19 protein-coding genes, 2 tRNA genes and 1 pseudogene are annotated in these 22,645 nt (G+C 68.8%); 16 read left to right on the plus strand and 6 right to left on the minus strand.

The features are described from left to right. The first annotated feature begins 24 nt into the window (after positions 1 to 24). From GBZ48_RS28375 to GBZ48_RS28385, 3 genes are read left to right on the plus strand one after another with little or no spacing between them, the layout of a single operon-like run. A complete protein-coding gene (locus GBZ48_RS28375; protein WP_174474104.1) occupies positions 25 to 1,530 on the plus strand; it encodes an ABC transporter substrate-binding protein in 1,506 nt (501 codons plus the stop codon). A 42-nt stretch (positions 1,531 to 1,572) separates the two neighbouring features. Further along, positions 1,573 to 2,535 (plus strand): ABC transporter permease subunit, encoded by a 963-nt coding sequence (locus GBZ48_RS28380; protein ID WP_174474105.1) that lies wholly within the window; start codon positions 1,573 to 1,575, stop codon positions 2,533 to 2,535. Beyond that, complete coding sequence (locus GBZ48_RS28385; protein WP_174474106.1) at positions 2,532 to 3,359, plus strand: ABC transporter permease subunit; 828 nt, start codon at positions 2,532 to 2,534, stop codon at positions 3,357 to 3,359. The genes GBZ48_RS28380 and GBZ48_RS28385 overlap by 4 nt, the downstream gene beginning before the upstream one ends. A gap of 25 nt (positions 3,360 to 3,384) precedes the next feature. Here the strand turns inward: GBZ48_RS28385 and GBZ48_RS28390 are convergent, their stop codons facing one another. Both GBZ48_RS28390 and gpt read right to left on the minus strand, forming a co-directional pair. After that, positions 3,385 to 5,037, minus strand: a complete 1,653-nt coding sequence (locus tag GBZ48_RS28390) for a hypothetical protein (protein WP_174474107.1) — start codon at positions 5,035 to 5,037, stop codon at positions 3,385 to 3,387. A gap of 175 nt (positions 5,038 to 5,212) precedes the next feature. Next, positions 5,213 to 5,707 carry a xanthine phosphoribosyltransferase gene (gene gpt, locus GBZ48_RS28395; RefSeq protein ID WP_042693907.1) on the minus strand — a complete coding sequence of 165 codons (495 nt, stop codon included), beginning with the start codon at positions 5,705 to 5,707 and terminating at the stop codon, positions 5,213 to 5,215. A gap of 244 nt (positions 5,708 to 5,951) precedes the next feature. On the opposite strand from gpt, the gene GBZ48_RS28400 reads away from it, so the two are divergent. From GBZ48_RS28400 to GBZ48_RS28450, 11 genes are all read left to right on the plus strand, one after another. Then, positions 5,952 to 6,028: transfer RNA gene (locus tag GBZ48_RS28400), tRNA-Arg, on the plus strand. Positions 6,029 to 6,225: 197 nt separating this feature from the next. Continuing rightward, a tRNA-Arg gene (locus GBZ48_RS28405) sits at positions 6,226 to 6,302 on the plus strand. 144 nt (positions 6,303 to 6,446) lie between these two features. Continuing rightward, on the plus strand, positions 6,447 to 7,397 hold the full coding sequence (gene pip, locus GBZ48_RS28410; protein WP_174474108.1) for a prolyl aminopeptidase: 951 nt from the start codon (positions 6,447 to 6,449) through the stop codon (positions 7,395 to 7,397). Between the two features lie 250 nt (positions 7,398 to 7,647). After that, complete coding sequence (gene mutM, locus GBZ48_RS28415; protein WP_174474109.1) at positions 7,648 to 8,490, plus strand: bifunctional DNA-formamidopyrimidine glycosylase/DNA-(apurinic or apyrimidinic site) lyase; 843 nt, start codon at positions 7,648 to 7,650, stop codon at positions 8,488 to 8,490. 12 nt (positions 8,491 to 8,502) lie between these two features. Continuing rightward, positions 8,503 to 8,955 carry a hypothetical protein gene (locus GBZ48_RS28420; RefSeq protein ID WP_174474110.1) on the plus strand — a complete coding sequence of 151 codons (453 nt, stop codon included), beginning with the start codon at positions 8,503 to 8,505 and terminating at the stop codon, positions 8,953 to 8,955. Between the two features lie 117 nt (positions 8,956 to 9,072). After that, the gene (locus tag GBZ48_RS28425) at positions 9,073 to 9,849 is read left to right on the plus strand and encodes an enoyl-CoA hydratase (RefSeq protein WP_174474120.1); all 777 of its coding nucleotides are present in this window, start codon (positions 9,073 to 9,075) and stop codon (positions 9,847 to 9,849) included. A 195-nt stretch (positions 9,850 to 10,044) separates the two neighbouring features. Further along, the gene (gene rpsT / locus GBZ48_RS28430) at positions 10,045 to 10,305 is read left to right on the plus strand and encodes a 30S ribosomal protein S20 (RefSeq protein ID WP_109095874.1); all 261 of its coding nucleotides are present in this window, start codon (positions 10,045 to 10,047) and stop codon (positions 10,303 to 10,305) included. A 523-nt stretch (positions 10,306 to 10,828) separates the two neighbouring features. Next, positions 10,829 to 12,397, plus strand: coding sequence for a chromosomal replication initiator protein DnaA (gene dnaA, locus GBZ48_RS28435; protein WP_174474111.1), 1,569 nt, complete (start codon positions 10,829 to 10,831; stop codon positions 12,395 to 12,397). A 55-nt stretch (positions 12,398 to 12,452) separates the two neighbouring features. Continuing rightward, on the plus strand, positions 12,453 to 13,436 hold the full coding sequence (locus GBZ48_RS28440) for a diguanylate cyclase (protein WP_174474112.1): 984 nt from the start codon (positions 12,453 to 12,455) through the stop codon (positions 13,434 to 13,436). Between the two features lie 202 nt (positions 13,437 to 13,638). Beyond that, a complete protein-coding gene (locus tag GBZ48_RS28445; RefSeq protein ID WP_174474113.1) occupies positions 13,639 to 14,838 on the plus strand; it encodes an extracellular solute-binding protein in 1,200 nt (399 codons plus the stop codon). Positions 14,839 to 14,857: 19 nt separating this feature from the next. Continuing rightward, positions 14,858 to 15,910 (plus strand): ABC transporter ATP-binding protein, encoded by a 1,053-nt coding sequence (locus tag GBZ48_RS28450; protein ID WP_174474114.1) that lies wholly within the window; start codon positions 14,858 to 14,860, stop codon positions 15,908 to 15,910. Positions 15,911 to 16,136: 226 nt separating this feature from the next. On the opposite strand, the gene GBZ48_RS28455 is transcribed toward GBZ48_RS28450, so the two are convergent. The 4 genes from GBZ48_RS28455 to GBZ48_RS28470 all read right to left on the minus strand — a co-directional run bounded on the left by GBZ48_RS28455 (position 16,137) and on the right by GBZ48_RS28470 (position 21,156). Then, complete coding sequence (locus GBZ48_RS28455) at positions 16,137 to 17,231, minus strand: Tim44 domain-containing protein (RefSeq protein WP_174474115.1); 1,095 nt, start codon at positions 17,229 to 17,231, stop codon at positions 16,137 to 16,139. Between the two features lie 114 nt (positions 17,232 to 17,345). After that, positions 17,346 to 17,795 carry an RNA-binding S4 domain-containing protein gene (locus GBZ48_RS28460; protein ID WP_174474116.1) on the minus strand — a complete coding sequence of 150 codons (450 nt, stop codon included), beginning with the start codon at positions 17,793 to 17,795 and terminating at the stop codon, positions 17,346 to 17,348. A 46-nt stretch (positions 17,796 to 17,841) separates the two neighbouring features. Then, positions 17,842 to 20,379: a helicase-related protein gene (locus GBZ48_RS28465; RefSeq protein WP_174474117.1), complete on the minus strand. Its 2,538-nt coding sequence runs from the start codon at positions 20,377 to 20,379 to the stop codon at positions 17,842 to 17,844. Between the two features lie 198 nt (positions 20,380 to 20,577). Then, the gene (locus GBZ48_RS28470; RefSeq protein WP_174474118.1) at positions 20,578 to 21,156 is read right to left on the minus strand and encodes a Spy/CpxP family protein refolding chaperone; all 579 of its coding nucleotides are present in this window, start codon (positions 21,154 to 21,156) and stop codon (positions 20,578 to 20,580) included. Positions 21,157 to 21,398: 242 nt separating this feature from the next. On the opposite strand from GBZ48_RS28470, the gene GBZ48_RS28475 reads away from it, so the two are divergent. Both GBZ48_RS28475 and GBZ48_RS28480 read left to right on the plus strand, forming a co-directional pair. Then, complete coding sequence (locus GBZ48_RS28475) at positions 21,399 to 22,142, plus strand: response regulator (protein ID WP_098740737.1); 744 nt, start codon at positions 21,399 to 21,401, stop codon at positions 22,140 to 22,142. Beyond that, positions 22,139 to 22,645 (plus strand): annotated as a pseudogene (locus GBZ48_RS28480) (ATP-binding protein); the annotation flags it as partial. The gene GBZ48_RS28475 and the pseudogene GBZ48_RS28480, both read left to right, overlap by 4 nt.

A 22,645-nucleotide genomic window follows, 5' to 3' on the forward strand; every position in this document is an offset into this window, starting at 1 on the left:
ACGAGACGGGGGAGTTTGCCAACCATGCCGACCGCCAAGCAGCGCCTCACCCTTGCCGCCGCCGCCATTGCCACCGCCGCGCTGGCGCTGGCCGCCGCATCGCAGGCGGCGCTGGCCCAGCCGCGCACCGACCTCGTCGTCGGCATGGCGCTGGAGCCGCCGCATCTGGACCCCAGCGCCGGTGCGGCCGGGGCGATCAAGGAAGTCACCTACGCCAACCTGTTCGAGCCGCTGCTGCGCGTCGATGCCGACGGCAGGCTGGTGCCCGGACTGGCGGAGCGCTGGAGCGTGTCGGAAGACGGGCTGACCTACCGCTTCAGCCTGCGTCCCAACGCGAAGTTCCACGACGGCACGACCGCCGATTCCGCCGACGTGAAGTTCACGCTCGACCGCGCCCGCGCCGCCGAGTCGGTGAACGCGCAGAAGGCCTATTTCGCCCCCATCGCCCAGGTGGAGACGCCGGACCCGCAGACGGCGGTCGTCACCCTGTCGCGCCCCGACGGCCTGTTCCTGTTCCACATGGCGAGCGGCGACGCCGCCATCGTCGCCCCGGAATCGGCGGCGACCAACAAGCAGAAGCCCGTCGGCACCGGCCCCTTCAAGTTCGACCGCTGGGTCGCCGGCGACCGCGTCGTGCTGGTGCGCAACCCCGATTATGACGGGGCGAAGCCGAAGATCGACCGCGTCACCTTCCGCTTCATTAGCGACCCCGCCGCCCAGGTGGCGGCGCTGAAGGCCGGCGACATCGATGCCTTCACCCTGTTCAGCACCTACGAGGCGCTGCCGGAATTCCGCAACGACCCGAACTTCACGGTCATGGTCGGCTCGACGGAGGGCGAGACGCTGCTGTCGACCAACAATGCCCGCAAGCCCTTCGACGATGTCCGCGTCCGCCGCGCCATGGCCCATGCCATCGACCGCCAGACGCTGATCGAGGGCGTGCTCTACGGCAACGGCGTCGCCATCGGCAGCCATTTCCCGCCGCACCGCGAAGGCTATGTCGACCTGACCGGCCTCTACCCCTACGATCCGGCCAGGGCGAAGGCGCTGCTGGCCGAAGCCGGATATCCCAACGGTTTCGACACCACGCTGCGCCTGCCGCCGCCGCCCTACGCGCGCCGCGGCGGCGAACTGGTCGCCGCCATGCTGGCCGAGGTCGGCATCCGGGCGAAGATCGAGCCGGTGGAGTGGGCGGCCTGGCTGGAAAAGACGTTCAAGGGCAAGGATTACGATTTGACCATGATCGCCCATACCGAGCCGCTGGACATCGACATCTACGCCCGGCCCGACTACTACTTCAATTACCGGAGCGAGCGCTTCAACGCCCTCAACGACGAGCTGAACCGCACCCAGGATCCGGCGAAGCGCAACGCCCTCTACGGCGAGGAGCAGAGGCTGCTGGCGGAAGATGCGGTCAACGGTTTCCTCTTCATGCTGCCGTCGGTGACGGTGCAGAAGGCGAACCTCAGCGGCATGTGGGTGAACCGCCCGGTCCAGGCCAACGACGTCACCGGCGTTTCCTGGAAGTGACGGCGAGGCAAATCGAGTTGGCCAAGTAAGGATAGCCCCCGCGTGCTTGCGTTCCTGCTGCGACGGCTGGTCAGCCTGACCGTCACCGTCTGGCTGGCCACCATCGTGGTCTTCACGGTGCTGCAGCTGGTTCCCGGCGACCCGGCGCTGCTGATGCTGGGCATCAATGCCCAGCCCGACACGCTGGCGGCCCTGCGCAGCCAGATGGGCCTCGACCAGCCCATCCTTACCCGCTACCTGCACTGGGCCGGCGGGCTGGCGCGCGGCGATCTCGGCGTCAGCCTGACCTATGCCCGCCCGGTGGCCGATCTGGTGGCGGAGCGGCTAGCGGTGACCCTGCCGCTGTCCCTGCTGTCGCTCGTCCTCAGCACAATGCTGGCCCTGCCGCTCGGGCTGCTGGCGGCGGCGCGGCGGGGCAGGGGGAGCGACTGGGCGGTGCTGGGCTTCGCGCAGCTCGGCGTGTCGATGCCCAGCTTCTGGATCGCCATCCTGCTGATCCTGCTGTTCTCGCTGACCCTGCACTGGTTCCCGGCCGGCGGCTTTCCCGGCTGGAGCGCCGGCGTCGGCCCGGCATTGCAGGCGCTGGTGCTGCCGGCGTTGGCGCTGGCGGTGCCGGAGGCCGCCATCCTCGCCCGCGTCACCCGCACCGCCGTGCTCGACACGCTGGGCGAGGACCATATCCGCACCGCCCGCGCCAAGGGGGTGGGCCGCATGGCCGTCCTGCTGCGCCATGCCCTGCCCAACGCCCTGATCCCGGTGGCGACGGTGCTGGGTTTGCAGATCTCCTTCCTGGTGGCGGGTGCTGTGGTGGTGGAGAATGTCTTCACCCTGCCGGGGCTGGGCCGGCTGCTCTATCAGGCCATCGGCCAGCGCGACCTGATCGTGGTGCAGGGGGTGGTCGTGCTGCTGGCGCTGTTCGTCGTGCTGGTGAACGCCCTGGTCGACATCGCCTGCGCGCTGGCCGACCCACGGCCCCCGGCAACAGGGAACGGAGGAGCGTCGTGAAGCGCCGCCTTCCGCTCTCCCTCCATCTCGGCGCCGGGCTGACCCTGCTGCTGGTCGCCATGGCGCTCCTGTCGCTGCTGTGGACGCCCTATCCGGCGGAGCAGGTGCGGGTGATCGCCCGGCTGAAGCCGCCCACTGCCGCCCACTGGCTCGGCACCGACCATTTCGGGCGGGACGTGCTGTCGATGATCATGGTCGGCGCCCGCAACTCTCTGGCCGTCGGCGCGGCGGCGGTCGGGCTGGGGCTGCTGGGCGGGGTGCCGCTGGGGCTGCTGGCTGCCGCGCTCGGGCGCTGGGGGGACGAGGCGGTGGCGCGGCTGGGCGATCTGGTCTTCGCCTTTCCCGCCGTGCTGACGGCGATCCTGCTGACCGCCGCCCTGGGCGCCGGGGCGATCAACGTTGTCGTGGCGCTGGCCCTGTTCAACGCCGCGGTGCTGGCCCGCGTTGCCCGCGGTGCCGCGCTGGCGGTGTGGCGGCGTCCGTTCGTCGGGGCGGCGCTGGCGCTGGGGCGGGGACCGCTGTCGGTGACGCTGGTGCATGTGCTGCCCAACATCGCCGGCATCGTCGTGGTCCAGGCCACGATCCTGTTCGCCGTCGCCATCGTCAACGAGGCGGCGCTGAGCTATCTCGGCCTCGGCATCCAGCCGCCCAGCCCCAGCTGGGGCAAGATGCTGGGCGACGCCCAGACCCACCTGTTCACCGCCCCGTTGCAGGCGGTCTTTCCCGGCATCGCGATTGCGCTCTGCGTCATGGGGCTGACGATGCTGGGGGATGGCTTGCGCGACTGGCTCGACCCGCGGCACCGGTCGTCCGGGATACTATGAGCCGGGGTGATGTGAGAGGCAGGGCTCACCCCGTCTGCCGTGTCCGCTCCGACAGTTCGATCAGGTCCATCAGCTCGTTGCTCTTCCAATAGCGCGACTTGCCCACCTCGGTGCGCGCCGTGGCGACGAGGTCGTCGATGATCGCCTGCTCGTCGCCGCCAAGCGCGCCGCCGCGCTCCAGGCGGTGCGACAGCAGGCGGGTCATGTTGTGGCTGAAGGTGGGAATCCAGGCGCTGACCCGCTGGCCGAACACGCCGGCGATGGCGTTGATGCGCAGCAGATGCTCCATCCGCTCGTCGAGCGGGTCGGCGTCCTCGAACTTCATCGCCTTCTCGACGTTGGCGCGCAGCTCCTCCAGCAGGGTTTCGCGCCACTTCACCAGATCGTAGGTCTCGAAGCCGAAGTCGCGCGACATCGCCTGCCAGCGCCACAGCAGCCGGTCCAGCCAGACGATGTCGGCATGGTCGATCACCGGCTGGCGCCGGGCGGCGGCGGCCTGGGCGGAGCGTTCCATCGCCACCGCGGCGACGCGGCTGCCGATGATCTTCGCCGCCTGGGTCCAGGCATTGCGGAAGGCCGGCTCGCTGCGCCGGTCCTCCATCAGGCCGGCCGAGGTCGCCGCGTGGACCAGCTGGTCCAGCCGCTGCACCAGCGCCTCCAGCCGCGCCTTCTCCTTGGCGCTGGGCCGGATGGCGGAGCCGGGGACCCGCTCGTTCAGCTTCAGGACGACGCTCAGCGCCGCGGTCAGCGCGCGGGTGACGCCGATGAAATGGCCGGTCAGCGCCGCGGTCATGGCGTCGCCGCGGCCGGGATCGACGCCGCTCTGCCGGATATAGAGCGCCGCCACCGGATAGTTGCGCTTCACCGACAGCACCGACAGCGGCAGCATGGCCGCCAGATCGTCGCCGCAGCGGTCGCGCAGCGATTCGGTGGCGTCCAGCAGCAGGTCGGCCAGCCGGTTCGCCTCCATCTCGCTGCTGCAACTGGCGGGGAAATCCTCCAGCCGGTCGGCGACCGGCTTCACCGGCCCTTCTGCGCCTGTCAGGACCAGATGCATCAGCCGCAGCGTGGCGAGGTCGATGTGCGGCGTCTTTTCCAGAAAGCCCGACATCAGGCGGGTGCGGCGCGGCCGGTTGCGCGACATGCCGGCCAGCAGCTCGTCCGCCGCCTTCTTGTTCGCCAGCACGGCGTCGAGATGCTTCACCGACGCGACGCGCATCCGCTCCTTCATCACCATGGCGACGGGGGAGCGCAGGATGCGGTCGATCACGTCGCCGCGCGCCATCTCGTCCAGCGTTTCCTGCGCCTCGACCGCCAGCAGGGGGAAGGCGTCGCGGCTCAGCGCCTCCCACAGGGCGCCGACATCGACCCGTTGCAGCATGCCGGGGATCGAGACGCCGGAATGGTACAGCACGTCGTCGTCGATCAGGAAGGCTTCGAACAGGTTGGTGAACAGGCGGCGGGCGCGGTTGGTGCGCTGGCGGTTCAGATACTCGATGACATACTGGCGGACGAGCTGGACCCGGTCGGTCGGCTCGCTGTCCATGCCTTCGATCTCGCTCAGCAGGCTGTAGACGAGGCTGGCCGGCAGCCGCGTCACCAGGGCGTCGATCTTCTGGCGCAGGTCTTCCTGATGCAGCTCATCCGGGCGCAGGTCGCCGGTCAATTCGTCGCTCATGCGCGGGCCGCCACGCGATGTTGAAGGCGTCGGCGGGCGCAGGCGCTCCGCCGCGCGTCATTTAGGACGCAAACTGTAAATTTTTATGTAATGAACCGGTTGCGGCCTCCCCGCCCGGATGGGGCCGGACGGGAAGGCCGCGCCCCGCTCTGGGGCCGCCGGTCCAGGGCGCCGGTCAGCCGTTCCGCTGCTTGGCGATCGGCTGCGAGAATTGCAGCTCGATGTCCCAGGGGAAGTGGATCCAGGTGTCCTGGCTGACTTCGGTGATGAAGGTGTCGACCAGCGGCCGGCCGGCCGGCTTGGCGTAGACGGTGGCGAAATGCGCCTTCGGCAGCATCTTGCGCACGATCTCCGCCGTCTTGCCGGTGTCCACCAGGTCGTCGATGATCAGCCAGCCCTCGCCGTCGCCGGCGTTGGCGCCTTCGACGCCCTTCAGGATCGTCGCGTTGCGCTGCTGCTGGTGGTCATAGCTGGAGACGCAGACGGTGTCGATCATGCGGATCTCAAGCTCGCGCGCGATGATCGCCGCGGGAACCATGCCGCCGCGCGTGATCGCGATGATGCCCTTCCACGGGCCGCGGTCGATCAGGCGCCAGGCCAGCGCCTTGGCATTGCGGTGGAGCTCTTCCCAGGACACCGGGAAATGCTTGTTGAAGGGGGCTTCGGCCACGGTACTGACTCTCCAAAAACAGCAAGTGGACTGTATAACCCAGCCGCCGCCGCCCGGCAATCCGGGGCGATTCGGCCGTCCGGGACCCACGGTCGCAGGGGGCGTCGCAGGGGCTGCCGCAGGGGGCTCCCGGCCGGGGCGAAAATTCGTGAAAAAAGCGCTTGCGGGGCAGGGGGCTTCTGAGTATGTTGCGCGCCTCGACGCCGACGGCCTGCCGCCGACGCCGGGACAGACGATGGATAAAGCGCCCGTAGCTCAGCTGGATAGAGCATCAGACTACGAATCTGAGGGTCAGGAGTTCGAATCTCTTCGGGCGCGCCATCCTTCCCGTTCGACACACGGGCCACCTCCTGGGTGGCCTTTGTCGTCTGGGACTTCGTCGAAATCCGCCGCTCGGCGCCGGTGTTTTTCTTCGCGAAAATCGCTTGCCTTCGATGACGGATTTGAGTAGGTTGCGCGCCTCGACGCCGGGGGAGACTTCGACGGCGAGACGTTTGGCAGTAAGTTCTGTGGATAAGGCGCCCGTAGCTCAGCTGGATAGAGCATCAGACTACGAATCTGAGGGTCAGGAGTTCGAATCTCTTCGGGCGCGCCATCCTCCAAGAGCACAATGATCGACATGCAAGGCCGCCTCCGGGCGGCCTTTGTCGTTTGGGGTTCCGCTTATGAGCCTCGTCGCGCTGGCGCAAGCCATGGTGGCTCCTCTACACTTGGGGCCCGCACCACTGGATGCATGGCCATGCCCCGCAGCGACTTCTATCCGCCCATCGACCCGTTCCAGAACGGCACGATCGCCGTCGACGGGATCCACACGGTTTATTGGGAGCAGGCGGGCAACCCGCGCGGCGTGCCGGTGATGTTCCTGCATGGCGGTCCGGGGGCCGGCGCCTCGCCCACCCACCGCCGCTTCTTCGATCCCGCCCATTACCGCATCATCGTGATGGACCAGCGCGGCGCCGGCCGTTCCACCCCGCTGGGCGAAACGCGCGAGAACACCACCGAACGGCTGGTCGAGGACATCGAGACGCTGCGCCGCCATCTCGGCATCGAGCGCTGGCACCTGTTCGGCGGCTCCTGGGGTTCGACGCTGGCGCTCTCCTATGCCCAGACCCATCCGGACCGCTGCCTGGGGCTGATCCTGCGCGGCATCTTCCTGATGCGGAAGAGCGAGATCGACTGGTTCCTCTACTCCATGCGCATCCTCTTCCCCGAGGCCTGGGCCGCCTTCGCCGGCCATATCCCGGAGGACGAGCGCGGCGACCTGCTGGAGGCCTTCTGGAGGCGGCTCGATTCGTCCGACCCGGCGGTGCGCATGGCCGCGGCCCGGGTGTGGAGCATCTATGAGGGAAGCTGCTCCTCGCTTCTGCCATCGCCCGACCTGATCGCGGCCAGCGGCGAGGACCGCCACGCCCTGGGTCTGGCGCGGATCGAGGCGCATTACTTCCGCTCCAACCGCTTCACGCCGGAGGACAAGCTCCTGCGCGACGTCGACCGCATCCGCCATCTGCCGGCGGTGATTGTGCAGGGCCGCTACGACATCGTCTGCCCGGTGATCTCCGCCGACGCGCTGCACCGCGCCTGGCCGGAGGCCGACTACCGCATCGTCCCCGACGCCGGCCATTCCGCCATGGAGCCCGGCATCCGCGCCGCGCTGATCCAGGCGACCGAGCGGTTTAAAGAGTATCGGTGACGGGCGTTTCGGGGAGTCGCTGAGCAGGGGACAAGATCGACACGGATGTCACGGATTTAGACACGGATTACACGGATTTTTCTTGAGCTTGGCGGCGCCTGCACATTTCCCGGAGGCAGCGGCTTCGAGACGCCACATCCGTGAAATCCGTGCTTCAATCCGTGACATCCGTGTTCATCTTGCCCGCCGCTCCCGCACTCTCCAAGCAACCGCCCTTGCGCCAATCCCCCTCCCACCCCACACTCTGCCGATGCCTGAACTTCCCGAAGTCGAGACGGTGTGCCGGGGCCTCGCCCCGCATCTCGAAGGCCGGCGGCTGGTCCGTGTGGAGCAGCGGCGGCCGAACCTGCGCACCCCCTTTCCGCCGCGCTTCTGCGAAAGGCTGACCGGGCGCGTGGTCGAGGCGGTGCGGCGGCGCGCCAAATACATCCTGATGCATCTGGATGACGGCGGCGTGCTGATCGCCCATCTCGGCATGTCCGGCCGCATGATCATCGCGCCGGAACGGCCCGATGCCTTCGACAAGCACGATCATGTGGTGTTCGAGACCGATGCCGGCACCATCGTCACCTTCAACGACGCCCGCCGCTTCGGGTTGATGGACCTGACGGTGGCCGACGCGCTGGGCGACCACCCGATGCTGCGCAATCTGGGGCCGGAGCCGCTCGGCAACGAATTCTCCGGCCCCGACCTCGCCCGCCGTCTGGCCGGCAAGATCACCCCGATCAAGGCCGCCCTGCTCGACCAGAGCATCGTCGCCGGCTTGGGCAACATCTATGTGTCGGAGGCGCTCTACCGATCCGGCATCCTGCCGACCCGGACCGCCGCCAGCCTGACCGCCGGGGAGGTCGACCGCCTCGCCGCCGCGGTGCGCGAGGTGCTGGAGCGCGCCATCGCCGCCGGCGGCTCCTCGCTTCGCGATTACCGGCAGGCATCGGGGGAGCTGGGCTATTTCCAGCACCAGTTCGCCGTCTACGACCGGGAGGGGGAGGGCTGCCCCGATTGCGACTGCGACCGCGCCCGGACGGGGGGCGTTCAGCGGATTGTACAGTCAGGCCGCTCGACTTTCTTTTGTGCGGCGCGCCAACGGTGATATAGCTGGGGCATGACGGCTCTACCGGCCATGCTCCGGGCGGCGTCCGCCGCTTTCCTCCTTGCCGGCCCCGCAGTTGCGGGCCTGGGGAGCTTCCTCATTCCCATTCCTTCGGCACTGGCAGCCCAGCTTGCCGCAGCCGAGTCCGGGCCCTTCGTCCCCGGCACCACCGACGTTCCGGTGATGCCGGGGCTGGCGTCCGCCGAATCGGAGCCGCTGGTCTTCGACAAGCCGGGCGGGCGGATCGTCCAGGCCGTGCTGTCGGGCGAGGTGCCGCGACAGGCGGTGCTGGCCTTCTACGACCAGACCCTGCCGCAGCTGGGCTGGCGCCGGACCGCCGACCGCGTCTTCGTCCGTGAGGGCGAGGAGCTGCGGCTGGAGTTCCCGCCCAACATCCAACCGGGCATCAAGCCTGCGAAGGCCGCCGCCGGGACCGCCGTCCGCTTCACTTTGACGCCGCGCTGATCGCGGCAACACCCGCCATACTCGCGCCAGTCCGCAACCCAACACCTCAACAACCACGAGTCCCGGAAGCAACCGGGCTCGCCCCATCGGGAGAGTGCTGCAGCCATGTCCGCCACCATGTCCTATGAAACCATCCTCGTCGAGACGCGCGGCCCGGTCGGCCTGATCACGCTGAACCGTCCGAAGGCGCTGAACGCGCTGTGCGACCAGCTGGTGACCGAGCTGGGCCAGGCGCTGGACGCCTTCGAGGCCGATAGCGCCATCGGCGCCATCGTCGTCACCGGGTCGGAGCGGGCGTTCGCCGCCGGCGCCGACATCAAGGAGATGGCCGGCTTCTCCTATATGGATGTCTACAACTCCAACTTCATCACCGCGAAGTGGGAGCGGCTGGCCAAGTGCCGCAAGCCGACCATCGCCGCGGTCGCCGGCTTCGCGCTCGGCGGCGGCTGCGAGCTGGCGATGATGGCCGACTTCATCCTGGCCGCCGACACCGCCAAGTTCGGCCAGCCCGAGGTCACCATCGGCACCATCCCCGGCGCCGGCGGCACCCAGCGCCTGACCCGCTTCGTCGGCAAGTCCAAGGCGATGGAGATGGTCCTGACCGGCCGCATGATCGATGCCGCCGAGGCCGAGCGCTGCGGCCTCGTCTCCCGCATCGTCCCGGCCGCCGAGCTGGTCGAGGAGGCGGTGAAGGTCGCCACCAAGATCGCCTCGCTGTCGCAGCCGGTCATCGCCATGGCGAAGGAGGCGGTCAACGTCGCCTATGAATCGACGCTGGCCGAGGGCATCCGCTTCGAGCGCCGCCTGTTCCATTCGACCTTCGCCACCGAAGACCAGAAGGAAGGCATGGCCGCATTCGCCGAGAAGCGCCAGGCCGGCTGGAAGAACCGCTGAGTCGTCGCGCCAGCTTCGACTCTGCCGCTGGAGCCGTCCCCTGCATCTTGCGGGGGGCGGTCCAGATCCCATCAAGATGTCGTTCAAGTACGATTAGTCAAAATCATCGGGCGTCCACGCCTTGACTCGCGGTGCGCTGCCGCGTATAAGGCGCGCTCGCATCACGACAGCCGTGTCGTTCGGAGTAGGGTTTCCATGGCCAATCATAAGTCCGCTGAAAAGCGCATTCGTCAGACCGAGCGTCGCACGGAAGTCAACCGTGCCCGCGTCAGCCGCATCCGTTCCTTCGTTAAGAAGGTCGAGGGCGCGATCCAGAGCGGCGACAAGTCCGCCGCCGCCGAGGCGTTCAAGTCCGCTCAGCCGGAGCTGATGCGCGGCGTGTCGAAGGGCGTGCTGCACAAGAACACTGTGTCGCGCAAGCTGTCGCGTCTGTCGGCTGCGATCAAGGCTCTCTGATAGAGCTTTCATACGCTGCTTTCAAAAAGCCGCGCCCGTGACTCGGGGCGCGGCTTTTTGCGTTTAAAGTAAATATGCGGATGCTCGACAATTGTCTTAGATTGTTCTGAGGGTCGCGTATGAGATTCGGGATCGGTCATGCGGTCAATGCGAACGTTTTTATCTTTTTGGCCCGTTCGCCATCTGTCCCATTGCCAGATTTCCGCAGCATGGTTAGACTTTTGGTCCATTCGGTCGGGCGAAATAGGGTGATGCAACACTCTGTGTCCGTCTGAACACAGCAGAGAAATACTGAAGGTCTTACGCCGGATCAGGGCTTGTTGAGTCCCGGTCGTTCGCACGATCTTCTTTTACTTACAAGCTGTCGCGCCTGGGGCGGGATTTTCAATCCCGTCGACTCTTGCGTGTGCTTTTTGGATATAGTGTTCCGTTCGGTTTTTCCTTGCCCGGAATCTTTCGGGCTGGACCAGACGGCGGCCATCCGGTTTTGGCCGGCCGGCGGAAGGAGCGGGGGTAAGGGAGCATGTCGGTCGGCGTGTCGTTGGATCAGCAGTGGGCGCGCATTCGCGGACGCCTGAAGGAAGAGGTGGGCGAGATCGCCTACCGGAGCTGGCTTCAGCCGCTGTCCGTCGCCAGCCTGATCGGCGGCGAGGTGTGCATCGTCGTGCCCACGCGATTCATGCGCGACTGGGTGCTGACCCACTATGCCGACCGCATCCGCGCCCTCTGGGCCGGCGAGAATCCGGAGGTGCAGTCGATCGACGTCATCGTCGCCTCCACGAATCCGCCGGCGGCACTCGTCGCCGACAATGACGACATCGACGACGACCGTCCCGCCCCGCCCCGCGGTTTCGATTCGCGTGGATTCGAGGCGCGCGGCTTCGATTCGCGCGCCGCCGACTCCCGCCCGGCTCCCCGTCCCGCCCCGCCGCAGGGGGCGCCGTCGGGGTCGGCGTCCGGATTCTCCGGCGAGCCTGCCCCGTCCACCGTCTACACCTCGGCCTCCTATGGCGGGGCGTCGGACGAATCGCCGACCGCGGTGCCTGCGATTCTGGAGGACCGCTCCGACCTGTCGGCCGCACTCGACCCGCGATTCACCTTCGAGAATTTCGTCGTCGGCAAGCCGAACGAGCTGGCGCATGCCGCCGCAAGGCGCGTCGCCGACGCCACCACCGTGACCTTCAACCCGCTGTTCCTCTATGGCGGGGTGGGGCTGGGCAAGACCCACCTGATGCACGCGCTGGCCTGGCAGATCCGCAAGAACGACCCGAACCGCAAGGTGCTGTACCTGTCGGCCGAGAAGTTCATGTACCAGTTCATCCGGGCGCTGCGCTTCAAGGATACGATGGCCTTCAAGCAGCAGTTCCGCTCGGTCGACGTGCTGATGATCGACGACGTGCAGTTCATCAGCGGCAAGGACAGCACCCAGGAGGAGTTCTTCCACACCTTCAACGCGCTGGTCGACCAGAACCGGCAGGTCATCATCTCCGCCGACAAGAGCCCGTCCGACCTGGAAGGCATGGAGGAGCGTCTGCGCTCCCGCCTCGGCTGGGGGCTGGTCGCCGACATCCACCCGACCACCTACGAGCTGCGGCTGGGCATCCTCCAGGCCAAGGCCGACGCGCTCCAGGCCAGCATCCCGATGAAGGTGCTGGAGTTCCTGGCCCACAAGATCACGTCGAACGTGCGCGAGCTGGAAGGGGCGCTGAACCGCATCGTCGCCCATGCCGAGCTGGTCGGCCGCTCCATCTCGCTGGAGACGACGCAGGAGGTGCTGCACGATCTGCTGCGCGCCAACGACCGCCGCGTCACCATCGACGAGATCCAGAAGCGGGTGGCGGAGCATTACAACATCCGCGTCGCCGACATGCATTCCGCCCGCCGCGCCCGCGCGGTGGCCCGTCCGCGCCAGATCGCCATGTATCTGGCCAAGCAGCTGACCGCCCGTTCCCTGCCGGAGATCGGCCGCAAGTTCGGCGGCCGTGACCACACCACGGTCATGCATGCGGTCAAGAAGGTGGACGAACTGCGCGCCACCGATCCGTCCTTCGCCGAGGATGTCGAGCTGCTGCGGCGCATGCTGGAAAGCTGAAGAGCGCTCGATCCACCGGTAACGGTGTGTTGCCACGCCACTATGCCATAGCACCGTGGAGTCTGTTAAGGTCCGCGCGCACGGACTCTTCGCCGACGACATGGGTGTGCTGGTGGAAACGACTGTTCTTGTCGCCGACGATTCCAATTTCTTTCGCGAACTGATCCGGGAAGAGCTGGAGAGCACCGGCTATCGTGTTCTGCTTGCCAAGGACGGCGGACAGGCGCTCGCCCTCTACCGCAGCCACGACATCCACATCCTCATCACCGATCTGGAAATGCCGGTGATGACCGGGCTGGAGCTGTGCTGGCATGTCCGGGCGGCGGACGACCAGCACCGCACATTCACCATCCTGATGACCGGCGACAGCGAGACCGCCCGGCGGGTCGAGGCCTTCGAGTCCGGCGCCGATGAGTTCCTGGCCAAGCCCATCGACCTGCCGATGCTGCGCGCCCGCGTGCGCGCCGGCGAGCGCATCACCCGCATGCACCGGGTGATGGTGGAGATGCTGAACACCGATTACCTGACCGGCGTGCTGAACCGTCGCCATTTCATGGAGCGGCTGGAGCAGGCCTACCGCGCCGCGAAGGAGACCGGCTCCCCGCTGGCGATCGCGATGTTCGACATCGACCATTTCAAGGCGATCAACGACACCCACGGCCACGGCAACGGCGATCTCGCGCTGAAGCGCTTCGCCGACCACTGCGCCGCCCAGGTGCCCGGCGGCGGCTTCCTCGGCCGGCTGGGCGGGGAGGAGTTCTGCCTGTGCCTGCCCTCCGGCGACCTGGAGGGGGCGCTGGCGCGGGTGGAGGCGATCCGCCGCTCCACCGCCGAGCTGACGGTGGAGACCGGCAGCGGCGCTGGCTTCGGCTTCACCGTCAGCATCGGCATGTGCCTGGACCGCGACACCGTCTCGGTCACCGACCTGATGACCCAGGCCGACGAGGCGCTCTATTTCGCCAAGCGCAGCGGCCGCAACCGCACCGTGCTGCGGGGCGCCGAGGGCGTGGTGGTGAAGGCGAGCTTCTACGTCATGTGACGATCCTCCTCCCGGGTTCTCCTTTTTTCCATGTGACGGCTCTATGAAGTTTGGCGGAGCTTCATCTTCCCCCATGGACGGACGGCTTTTATCTCAGGCACACTTTGCGTCTTGAGCGGGGCTGCGCGAAGCTGCCGCCAGGGGAACCTGACAAAACGCCATCCGATAAAACGCCATCCAAGAGCCAGGGAGACCGGACGTCATGTCCAAGATCGTTCACACCACGCTCGATCACGCCCAGACCGAATCCCAGCGGTCCAGCGCCGAGACCCAGCGCGCCGCCAAGAGCTTCACCCGCCGCCTGCTGCTGCAAAGCGCTGCCGCCGCCGCCGGTGTCGCCTCGGTCGGTCCCTTCGTCCTGCGCGAGGGCCGGGCGGCGTCGGGTTCGGTGAAGATCTTCTCCTGGGCCGGCTACATCAGCCCGGACATGCTGGCCGACTTCGAGAAGAAGACCGGCGTCAAGGCGACCCTGACCGAATACGGCACCAACGACGAGCTGCTGAACCAGCTGAAGGCGACCGGCGGCGCCGGCTTCGACATCATCCACCCCACCGTCGACCGCGTGCCGAACTATGTCGAGTTCGAGCTGGTGCAGCCGATCGACGAGGCGAAGGTGAAGTGGGACGGCTGCCTGAAATCATCGGTCGAGGGCTCCGCCGGCATGGGCGGCGTCGTCGGCGGCAAGCGCTATTTCGCCCCGGCCGACTGGGGCACGGAGGCGCTGGCCTACGACATGAAGAAGGCGCCGCTCGCCTACGGCACCGCCAGCTACGGCGATTTGTGGGCGCCGGCCAACGCCGGCAAGGTGACGGTGCGCGGCCATTCCTCGCTGATCGGCATCGCGCTGTGGCTGGAAAGCCAGGGCAAGCTGCCGCACCCAGTCCGCGACCAGTTCAAGGACGAGGCGAAGGCGCGCGCCAACTTCGACGCCATCCTGAAGGTGGCCGCCGCCAACAAGAAGTCGGTCGCCCAGTTCTGGACCAACGAGAACGAGGCCCAGGGCGCCTTCCGCACCAACGGCTGCGTCATCGGCCAGACCTGGGACAGCAGCGCCGTGGCGCTCCGCAAGGAAGGGCTGCCGGTCCGCTTCGTGGCGCCGAAGGAAGGTGCGCTCGCCTGGATGGAAGGCTTCGCCATCCCGAAGAAGGCGGAGAACCTGGAGAACGCCTATGCCTGGATCAACTGGTTCTACACGCCCGAGGCCGGCGCGCTGTACACCAACCATTCCGGCATCTCCAGCACCGCGGTCGGCGCCGAGGCCCACCTGACCGACCTGAACAAGCAGTTCTTCGCCGACGCCTATCCCGGCGACGCCCTGCAGAAGCTGTGGTGGTGGCCGATCCAGGAGGCGTGGTACGTCTCCATTCGCAACGAGTACCAGGATCGTTTCCTGGCGGCGTGATCCGCACACAGCAGGGGCCATGAGCCAAGACGTCCAACTCGACCACGTCACCATGCGGTTCGGCGACACCGTCGCCGTCCGCGACGTCTCGCTGACCATCGGGGCGGGGGAGTTCTTCAGCTTCCTCGGCCCCTCGGGCTGCGGCAAGACCACCATCCTGCGCATGATCTCCGGCTTCATGGAGCCGACCGACGGCGCCATCCGCATCGGCGGCCGGGACATGAAGGGGATCGGGCCGAACAAGCGGCCGACCGCGCTGATCTTCCAGAACCTGGCCCTGTTCCCGCTGATGACGGTGGCGGACAACATCGGCTTCGGGCTGGAGGTGCGCGGCGTGCCGTCGGCCGACCGCAAGCGCCGGGTGCGCGAGCTGCTGGAGCTGGTGGCGCTGCCCGACACGGCGGACAAGCGGGTGACCGACCTGTCCGGCGGCCAGCGCCAGCGCATCGCCATCGCCCGCGCGCTGGCGGTGGAGCCGGCGGTGCTGCTGCTGGACGAGCCGCTGTCGGCCCTCGACCTCAAGCTGCGCCAGCACATGCGCGCCGAGCTGCGCGAGTTGCAGAAGCGCACCGGCGTCACCTTCATCTACATCACCCATGACCAGGGCGAGGCGCTCACCATGTCCGACCGCATCGGCGTGATGTCGCGCGGCGTGCTGGAGCAGGTGGGCGACGGCAAGACCATCTACGACCATCCGGAAACCGCCTTCGTCGCGTCCTTCGTCGGCGAAGCGAACCGCTTCGCCGGGCGGGTGACGCAGGCGGCCGACGGCTGGGCGGTGCTCGACAGCGCCTTCGGGCCCTTGCGCGGGCGCAACCCGCGGGGACTGGCGGTGGGCGACCGCGCCACCCTGTTCGTCCGGCCGGAACGGCTGATGCCGGGCGAGGGTGACAACAGCCTGACCGCCCGCGTCAGCCACAGCGACTTCGAGGGCGCCTTCGTCAATGCCTTCCTCGACGGCGGCCTGACCGTGCAGATGCCGCATCTGGGCCAGGAGCCGGCCTTCGTCCCCGGCGAGACCGCCCGGCTGGGCTTCCGCGCCGCCGACGCGGTGGTTCTGCCGACGGCCTGAGACTCCCTCTCCCGCCCCGGGAGAGGGAAGGGGCCCATGCGAAGCATGGGAGGGGTGAGGGGTGAGGCAAGGATCAGAAATCCATGTCCGGATCACCCCTCACCCTCCCCACGCCTCCGGCGCGGGTCCCCTCCCTCTCCCGGGGCGGGAGAGGGCACAATCCGCACAAACGAAAACGCCCCGGCCAATCGGCCGGGGCGTTTCGCATTGCAGAGGAACAGAGGCCTCAGCTGGCCTGCTGGATCGCCGACAGCTGCCACTGGCCGCCGCGCGGGCGGACGAAGGTCCACAGCTCGGTCGCCTCGGTCGGCTGCGAGGCGTTGCCCTCGATCACCCGGCCGCTGGCGCGGTCCACCGTGACGTCGGTCAGCGCGAAGCGCATGGCGACGGTGGCGTACTCCTGCGCCCCTTCGCGCCAGCCCTCGGCCAGATCGCCCTGGAGCAGGCGGACATCGCTGACCTTGTTGACCACGCCGCGGCTGCGGTTCTCGGCCAGATCGTCGCTGAAGTAGGAGAACATCTCCGGCGTCGTCGCGGCGCGCAGGGCGTCGGCATCCTCACGCCCGTAGGCGGTCTGGACGGTGACGAGCAACCGCTCGAACGACTCGAAGTCGGCCGGCTGGATGCCGATCTCGTCCGAAGCCTGACGGCGCTGGGCCGGGCCGGCGTTGCCGCCACCCATTCCGGCGCCGATGCCGCGGTTGCCCATCGGGTTGTAGCCGACGTCGGCCGCGTCGCGGTTCATCTGCTCGCCCTGCGGACCGCCGGCATAGGCCGGCCGGTTTCCACCAAGCGGGCCGCCGCCGGCCGCGGTGTTCGCGGTCTGCGAGCGGTTGCGGAAGAAGCGCATGGCCAGACGGACCAGGAAGACGACCAGCAGGATCTGCAGCAGGAAGCCCAGGATGCCGGCGAAGCTGCCCAGCCCCTCGAAGAAGCCGCCGCCGAACAGCATCGCGCCGATGCCGGCGCCGATCAGGCCGCCCATCAGGCCCGACATGAAGCCGCCGCCGAAGAAGCCGCGCGAGGGGGCGGCGGCCGGGGCGGTGGCCGCGGCGCCGGGGCGCTGCATGCCGGGCGACGCCGCCGGAGCGGTCGAACGCTCCATCGGCGACACGGAATTGGGGGCGGTGGAGGTGGCGGCCGGCGCCTCGGTCGTGCGGCTGCCGCGGCTGCCGGACGAGCTGCTCTTGCCGGCGCGGGCGTCGGCGGTTCCGGCGGCCAGCGCCATCACCAGCGCAACCGCCACGGCGGTCGCCGCGCGGGCGCCGCGCTTCGCTGAAGAGGGGGCGGAAAGGCTCGAAGGTCGGGTCTTCTCGCTCATGATCGTGCTCGCTTGTCGCATCTGGTCGGTTATCCAGCCTTCCCAGATGGGGGTGGTCCCGCCTCCGTTTAAGAGGCGGTCTCACTTTTTTCGAGCAACAATCAGCATCGCCGCCTAATCGGTCTCACTTTGCCAACCATCGCCCATCGGCCCGTCGCCTTGCAGCGCATCGATCGCCCGGCGGTCGCGCTTGGTCGGCCGGCCGGCACCCGCCGGCTGGAAGGGCGCGCGATAGGGGTCCTGCAGGCGCTCCTCCGGCACGGGAGGGGCGAGATCCTCGTAGAGCGCCTGGGCCTCCGGCGCCGGGCCGCGGCGGCTGCCCAGCGCCACCACCTTGATGACGCGGATGTGCCGCCCCTGGGCGAAGGTCAGCACGTCGCCCGGCTTCACCGCCGCATGCGCCTTGGTCACCACCGCCCCCGACAGCCGCACGCCCCCGTCGTTGCACAGCTTGGCGGCGAGGCTGCGCGTCTTGAAGAAGCGCGCATACCAGAGCCACTTGTCGATCCGCAGCCGGCCGGGGGTGGAGTCTTCGGTGTCGGTGTTGCCAGCGGTGTTGCTCATGGGCGTTTCCGTCTGTTGGTCCCGTGTCCTGTGTCCGTCATGCCGCCTACATCCCCGAAAGCTGCCGCAGCTTGGCGAAGGGGTGGTCCTCGTTGGTCGGCTTTTCCCGCCGCTGCCGGTTCGCCTGCTGCTGGCGGGAGGGCCGCTTGCGCTTCCAGGTCACCGCCCCGTCCTCGCCCTCCGCACGGGCATAGCCGAGCCCGGTCAGCACCGCCCCCAGCTCCTCCGCCGACAGGCCGACGCGCTGGCCGAGCGCCACCTCGCGGATCGGTGCATTGGCCCTGGATGCGGTCAGCAGTTCGGTCTCCAGCCGGTCGAGCATGTCGACGCGCAGCGCCCGCCCGCCGGCCAGCGGATAGCCGATGGCCTCCCAGAAGCCGGGGGGCGCACCGCCGTCCTTCAATGGCGGCGCTTCGACCGACACCCGGCCGGGCGGCGGGATCGGCACCGGCAGCGGATGCCCCTTCGACACCGCCCACAGCAGCCCGCGCAACGTCACCGCCGCCGGCTTGGCGAGTGCAGTCAGATAGAGGTGCGACACCCCCAGCCGGACGCCCAGCCCGGTCAGCGCCTTGCGGTCCTCGCGCTCCAGCCGCTCGACCATGTCGGCGACGGGCTGCCGCGGCAGAACCCCCAGCCCCTCCACCAGCTGGAAGGCCAGACCGCGGCCGGCGCCGGACAGGGCTTGCGCGGCGGACAGCGCGAAGAGCGGTTTCAGCCGGGCGGCGATGTGGTCTTTCAGCCAACGCTCCAGCCGTGCCCGCACCCGCTCGCGCTGGGTCTGATCCAGCATGCCGTCGTCGAACGGCACCACCAGCGGCGCCAGCACCGACGGCCCGGCGGCCAGCCGCGCCACCGGCAGGTTGTCGGCGCTCAGCACCCCGTCGGCCCCCAGCGCGAAGGCGTCGTCCGGCTCCGCCTCGAAGGCGCGCAGCCGCTTGGCGAGTTCGTCGCGCAACGCCCGCCGGGCGGCGGTCAGCAGCGACTTCGCCTCGTCGGAGCGGTCGGGCGCGTCGGGAACGAAGCGGAAGCCCTCCAGCTTGCCGACCACATGCCCCTCCACCACCACCTCGCCGTCGGCGCGCACGCCGCCCAGCAGGGAGCGCCCGTCCTTCAGCGTGCGGGCCAGCGTGGCGGAGCGGCGGTCGATGAAGCGCTGGGTCAGCCGCTCGTGCAGGGCGTCGGACAGCCGGTCCTCGATGGCGCGGGTGCGTTCCTGCCAGTGCAGCGGGTCCTTCAGCCAGGTCGGCCGGTTGGAGATGTAGGTCCAGGTGCGGATGTGGGCGATGCGGGCGACCAGCGCGTCGATGTCGCCCTCGGTGCGGTCGAGCCGGGCGATCTGCTTCGCCACCCAATCGTCGTCCAGCCGGCGCAGCGGCGTGCGCAGGCTGCGGAAGATCTGGCCGAGCAGCTTGGTGTGGGCATCCGACAGCACCTTGCGGAAGTCGGGGACCTGACAGACCTCCCACAGCAGCTTGACCGCGTCGCGGCCGCGCGCCAGATCCATGATGTCGGGATCGCGCACCAGCGCCTGGAGTGCCAGATGGTCGTCGGCCTCGCGCACGCGGGACAGTTCCTGGAGCGGCGCGCGTTCCTCCAGCGATTTCAGCAGGAAGCCCGGCGTGTCGAAGCGGAGATCGCTGTTGCGCCAGGACAGCGCCTTGACCGTCTCGAACTCGTGGTTCTCGACGCGGGTGACGAGGTCGGCGTCCAGCTCCCCCACCTCGTCGGTGGTGCCGAAGGTGCCGTCGCGCATGTGGCGGCCGGCGCGACCGGCGATCTGCGCCACCTCGGCGGGGCGCAGGCGGCGCGGGGCGAAGCCGTCGAACTTGACGATGCGGGCGAAGGCGACATGGTCGACATCCATGTTCAGCCCCATGCCGATGGCGTCGGTCGCCACCAGATAATCGACCTCGCCCGCCTGATAGAGTCCGACCTGCGCGTTGCGCGTGCGCGGGCTGAGCGCGCCCAGCACCACGGCGGTGCCGCCGCGCTGGCGCCGGATCATCTCGGCGATGGCATAGACGTCGGTGGCGGAAAAGGCGACGACGGCCGAGCGCGGCGGCAGCCGCGTCAGCTTCTTGTACCCGGCATAGGTCAGCTGCGAGAAGCGCGGCCGGCTGATGAACTCCGCCTTCGGCACCAGCCGGCGGATCATCGGCTGCATCGAATCGGACCCCAGCACCATGGTCTCGACCATGCCGCGGGCGTTCAGCAGCCGGTCGGTGAAGATGTGGCCGCGCTCGGGATCGGCGCAGAGCTGGATTTCGTCCACCGCCAGGAAATCGACCGCGCGGTCCAGCGGCATCGATTCGACGGTGCAGACCCAGTAGGACGGGTTGGGGGGCAGGATCTTCTCCTCCCCCGTGACCAGTGCTACCGCGTTTTTCCCCTTGATCCCGACGATGCGGTCATAGTTCTCCCGCGCCAACAGGCGCAGGGGAAAGCCGATCATTCCGGACCGGTGACCGAGCATGCGCTCGATCGCCAGATAGGTCTTGCCGGTGTTGGTCGGCCCCAGCACGGCGACCACACGGCCCCCCCGCCCGAGACCGCCGCCCGCCGAAGCGTGAGAGGACGTCATGGGGTTAAGCTTTGGGGTGCGCGGGGCCGCAATGCAAGCGGCGGCTTGTCTTTATGGCCATCTGTCCCTCTCCCGGGGCGGGGGAGGGCGCTTTTTCCAAATACGACAAGGGCCGCCGAATGGGGGTTCGGCGGCCCTCGGGCTCACGGCGGCTGCGTTGGGGGGCTTGGGATCGCCGCCGGGAGTCTGTCTGTTACGTCAGCCCTTGGGCGGCTCCTGCGGTGCCGGCGCCGGCCCCGGACCAGGGCCCTTGCCCGGACCCATGCCGTGATGGCCCGGGCCGCCATGGTGCGGGCCCATATGGTGGCCGCCCATGCCGCCCGGTCCCGGGTTCAGCATGCGGTCGGCCTGCTTCTGCTGGTCGGGCGTCAGCTGGGCGTAGAGGTCGGTCAGGGCCGGGCGGACGGTCTGGACCTGCTGCAGGTGGGCCTGCATCATCTGCTCGGCGCGTTCAAGGCGCTGCGGCAGGGCTGCCGGTGCCGGGGTGTCCTTGAACTTGACGCACAGATCCTGCGTCGGCTTCAGGCTGGAGCGGGCGGCGTCGGCGAACTTGGTCCAGGCGGCGCGCTGCTGTTCGGTGATGTTCAGCTTCTTCTCCGCATAGGCCAGCTTGCCGGCCAGACGGGCCTCCTGGTCCTCGCACATGCGGGCGAAGTGGCGGTCGGGACCGCCGGCCGGGCCGGGACCGCCGGGCTGCGGACCACCCTGGGCGAAGACCGGAACGGCCACGCCGAGACCGGCGACCAGCAGGGCGGACGTCAGAAGGGCGCGTTTCATGGTGTCGACTCCTCGGTGTGTTGGTGCTGTCTAAACCCCGGATGGAGGGGGCTTATTCCGCTGGGACGGTGCCGGCCTCATCGCCGCCGCTGTCCCGATGACCAGACAATGGGCGCCGAACGTTGCGGTCGAATGTCCGCAAACCGGTCATTTGGTAACAGAGTGTAACCGCCCGGCCTCCCGTAACCGGGCGTTACACATTTCCCCTTCACGCCCGCGGCGTGGCACCCGATCATGGGGCCATGGACCGCACGCCCCACCTCCTCGTCGTCGACGACGACCGCGAAATCCGCTCCCTCGTCGCCCAGTTCCTGACCAAGCACGGCTTCCGGGTCACCGGGGTCCGGGACGGGGCGGAGATGATGCGCACGCTCGACGGCGCCCGCGTCGACCTGATCGTGCTCGACCTGATGCTGCCGGGGGAGGACGGGCTGTCGCTCTGCCGCCGCCTGCGCGCGACGCCGCAGACGGCGCAGACCCCCGTCATCATGCTGACCGCCATGGGCGAGGAGACCGACCGCATCGTCGGGCTGGAGATGGGCGCCGACGATTATCTGGCGAAGCCCTTCAGCCCGCGCGAGCTGCTGGCCCGCATCAAGGCGGTGCTGCGCCGCGTCTCCGCCCCGCCGGTGGCGGGGGCGCCTGCGGCGGCCGGCACGGTGCTGCGCTTCGAGGGCTGGTCGCTCGACCTCACCAAGCGGGAGCTGCGCTCGCCCGACGGCGTGCTGGTCCAGCTGTCGGCCGGAGAGTACGACCTGCTGGTCGCCTTCGTCGAACATCCGCAGCGCGTGCTGACCCGCGACCAGCTGCTCGATCTGGCGCGCGGCCGCTCGGCGGTGCCCTTCGACCGCTCCATCGACGTGCAGGTCAGCCGCCTGCGCCGCAAGATCGAACCGGATCCGGCCGACCCGACGCTGATCAAGACGGTGCGCGGCGGCGGCTACCTCTTCACGCCCACCGTCTCCAACGGCGGTGTGGCGCCATGACCGCCCAGCCGGAAACGGCCAAGTCCCAGCCGGAAACGGCCAAATCCAGGCTCGCCCGCCGCCGCGGCGCCTTCCGCCGGCTTCCCTTCCGCTTCCCCGACAGCCTCGCCGCGCGCATCGCCCTGACGGTGGTGCTGGCGCTGCTGCTGACCCAGGCGATCAGCGCGCTGGTCTATCTGACCGACCGCAGCGAGGGGCCGCCGATCCACGGTCCCAACGTGCTGATCCAGCGCATCACCGCCATCGTCCAGCTGGTGGAGAGCACGCCGCCGCAGGGGCGCGAGCGGGTGGTGCGCGCCATCGACGACCCGGTCCTGCGGGTGGAGCTGAGCCCGGACCGGCCGCCGCCGCTGTCGCCCGGCGCCTATGCCGGCGGCCGGTTCGAAGGGCTGAAGCGCCGGCTGAGCGAGCAGCTCGACACCGCCGACCGCAACATCCTGATCGAGGTCCAGCGCCCGCCCCGCGGGGAGCCCCGCGGGGCGGGCGCTGGACCTCGATCAGGA

It is taken from the genome of Azospirillum melinis, assembly GCF_013340935.1.
In the GTDB taxonomy this organism is placed as follows: domain Bacteria; phylum Pseudomonadota; class Alphaproteobacteria; order Azospirillales; family Azospirillaceae; genus Azospirillum; species Azospirillum melinis.